Below are 2448 nucleotides of genomic sequence, written 5' to 3'. Positions count from 1 at the left end.
CTCGGGGTCGGGCTCGGTCATCGTGTCCAACCCGACCGACCAGCCGATGAAACAGAAATGGATCGTCACCCGCGGCAACTGGACACTGCCGGACGTCTCCTGGCGAGGTAAGCCCGGCGCCCGGTTCCGCGGTATCGACAAGCTCCGCGCCCGGGACGACTCGAATCGAATGATCCTGATGCCGCCCATCGGCGCGATTCAGGGCGGCGCCACAGTCGATCTCGACACGGATAACGAGCTGATGGTTCGCGATGCCCACAACACGAACCTGCTCGGACAGATGCCGGTCCCGGGCCGGTACTTCATGTACGTCATTCCCCCGTACACGCAGGAGACCGAACTGCCGGTCTCAGTGACGGGCGCTCCCGCTGGAGGTGCCATGGTCAAGCTCGTTCAGCCCCGGCGCTGGTCCACTCCGCGAGGGATGGAGCTCGCGGCATGACCGCGACTATCGACTTCGAGCTGTCACTCGAGGAGCAGTGCGAGGCGATCTGGGCGGCTACGCAGGAGCAGGCCGCGCAGGAGAAGCGGTTCCGCGAGATCCCGCCGCTGGTGCAGCTGTGGGACGGCGACATGCACCTGCAGCACATCGTCACGGCGGAGTACGCAGGCGACTTCGATCTGGTCGACGGTGACACCGGGCCTGGAGAGATCCGGCATCCGTTTGATCACCCGACCGGGCAGTGGCTCTACGACTCGTGGGGCCGCATGCAGCGTGGCGAGAAGCGCAACGTGGTGATCACGGTCGACTACACAGGCGCCCGTTGGGGCGGCATCATGTCCGACCTCACCCTCGAATCCGATGAGAACGGCGACCAGATCGTCGTCGCCCGGTTCGCATCGGACTACGAGCAGCTCAAGTGGTACACCGTCTGGTCGAATCCGTTTCTCCCGGCGGCGGTGCAGTTTCCGCGTGTGTTCATCCTCCCCGGCCCGGTTCCGTGGGTGGCGTCCTGCACGCTGCACCTCCAGCTGCTCCGAGAGAACCTGAGCCTCTGGGCAATTCCCGACGACCCGATGAACCCGGCGAGCTGGGGCAGCCTCGATCAGTCGAACTGGCCGATCGTCGTCAAGCCGCTCTCGTTCATGGAGTCGATGGCCTCGGGCGCGATCTGGGGCATCGCGACCTCGCGGTGGAAGAACTACCACGAGTCAATGAAAGCGATGATCCGCGACGCCGAGGTGACTCCGGTGATCCGCCGATACCTCGAGGGTGACCCGCCACCGTGGCCCGGCGCGAACATCAAGCACGGCGCGCTGGTCGTCTCGTTCGAGGACAAGTCCGGAAGTTACACGGGCACGTCCAACGGCGGCACCATGTTCGACGGAATCGCGCGCACCTTCCAGGAGTGGGCGTCCGACTTCATCGACACCACCGAGCAGCTCGTCACCGACACCGCGGTTCCGGCCGAGTACTACCAGCCCGGCAACCGGCTGACGAAGAAGGAACTGCCGTTCGCGGTGTGGCCGGCCACCTCGACGATCGGCTACAAGTTCAAGCAGACCCCATCCAAGGGTGTGCAGATCCTCACTGGTGGCCACTCGATGCCGGGTGTCAACGAGGCGATATCCGCTGGCATCCAAGCGATCGGTGACATCCTCGGCAACCTCGCTCAGATCGGCTCCATCGGCGGCAGCGTCGACACCATCTTGAAACCGTTCTACGAGGACACGATCCTCGCCTGGATATCGATCAAATCCCTGGCGAGAGCCCAGAACTCCGGATGGGTGAGGTACTTCGAGTACTTCCAAGAAGGATCCGGAAAGGCCTACACCATCAGCTCCTTGATGGCGTTGCGCGCGGGGTTCTGGGCGACACGATCGTTCGAGACATTCGAGATGGAAGTCGGCGACGGTGGACCGTTCCTCATTGGCGACCAGGGCCAGGGTCACATCTTCCTCGGTGACCGTGGCGGCGTCTGCAACATCCCGAAGGACAAGACGGGGCGCATCTACATCCAGCGGATGTCGAAGCTGAACCTCTCCTGGGATCGCCAGAAGCCCGTCGGATGGAAGCCCACCTTCGGTGATGACCGCGCCCTACAGGACCCCGCCGAGCGGGCGAACGAGTGGCTCGAGTCCATGCAGTCCAGCCTTCAGCAGTTGGGAGTGTTCTAGTGGCAGTCGCGAAGCTCAAGGAGTTCGAGGAGTACCCCGCATGGGAGGGCTCCGGCGTTCCCACGCGGGAGAACTGCGATCTCCGCAACCCGCGCCAGGCGTTTCTGTGGATGTTCACGGGAATGCCTGGCGTGAAGGGTGCGCCGCTGATCTTCCCGACGGAGTACTGGGAGATGGTCAGTTATCACCAGTGGGAGTGCGGGGCGCGTCCGAGCGCGAAGCCGACGAAGAAGTACCAGGTTTCGCGCGAGTCGATGATGAATCACTGGACGGCCGCCGGGAAGTGGGTCGGGCTCGACGAGCCCGACGCTCCGCAGACGACCCTCGCGG

3 protein-coding genes are annotated in these 2448 nt (G+C 64.1%); all 3 read left to right on the top strand.

The genetic code is table 11. The features are described 5' to 3' along the window. The coding region (locus ACFVXN_RS18340) for a hypothetical protein (RefSeq protein WP_389235929.1) at positions 1 to 442 on the top strand (442 nt) is incomplete at its 5' end. Then, positions 439 to 2118: a hypothetical protein gene (locus tag ACFVXN_RS18335; protein ID WP_389235926.1), complete on the top strand. Its 1680-nt coding sequence runs from the start codon at positions 439 to 441 to the stop codon at positions 2116 to 2118. The genes ACFVXN_RS18340 and ACFVXN_RS18335, both read left to right, overlap by 4 nt. Continuing rightward, positions 2118 to 2448 (top strand): DUF2744 domain-containing protein (locus tag ACFVXN_RS18330; RefSeq protein ID WP_389235923.1); only part of this gene is annotated, 331 nt, incomplete at its 3' end. The genes ACFVXN_RS18335 and ACFVXN_RS18330, both read left to right, overlap by 1 nt.

Origin of the sequence: Cellulomonas sp. NPDC058312 (assembly GCF_042880135.1) — a bacterium.
Lineage (GTDB): Bacteria > Actinomycetota > Actinomycetes > Actinomycetales > Cellulomonadaceae > Cellulomonas.
This window is presented reverse-complemented; position numbering and strand designations above follow the sequence as displayed.

Coding starts and splice junctions, on each gene's coding strand:
- ACFVXN_RS18335 (WP_389235926.1), top strand. CDS start 439: ATGACCGCGACTATCGACTTCGAGCTGTCACTCGAGGAGCAGTGCGAG.